This is a genomic window from Mesorhizobium sp. M8A.F.Ca.ET.161.01.1.1, assembly GCF_004792105.1.
In the GTDB taxonomy this organism is placed as follows: Bacteria; Pseudomonadota; Alphaproteobacteria; order Rhizobiales; family Rhizobiaceae; genus Mesorhizobium.
Genome location: NZ_SRTD01000090.1, coordinates 1 through 427 on the forward strand (window position 1 = coordinate 1; position 427 = coordinate 427).

The window sequence follows — 427 nt, forward strand, 5'->3', positions numbered from 1 at the left end:
GATACGGGTCTCGTGCAGTTCGTCATCCTCAAAACACTTTGGGCAGAAGCGAAGGGTATTCCTGAGCAGCAGGGCTTGTTCAAATGTCTGCCCGAACATGGTCGTGGACCGATAAGAAGTAACTGCGGTCGCATGGCGTGTCAGCTGCTCGATTGGTACGCCAACCAAAGATGAAAGCATATCCATTGCGTCGGGTTCTCCGCGATTCAAGCCGTGGAACGACAACCCATAAGCCTTACAGAAGTAGCTTAGCGGGCCCATGCGGTTGGCTTTGGCGAGACGGGAAAGGTAACTTGGTAGGACCTCGTCTGCGAAGAGCGGAACTTGCAACATCGTGTACTCATCTCCCAATCTAATCCTGTGTGAGGTCTGGCGGCTGGGGCCGGCCCATTCATACGGTCGTTGTCAGCCTTCCGTTCTCATCGAC

Annotated in this window: 1 protein-coding gene; it reads right to left on the bottom strand. The window is 54.3% G+C overall.

All coding sequences use genetic code 11. The features are described from left to right. Nucleotides 1-333 (bottom strand): TniQ family protein (locus EN804_RS34750; protein WP_135922312.1); only part of this gene is annotated, 333 nt, incomplete at its 3' end. Nucleotides 334-427 lie beyond the last annotated feature (94 nt).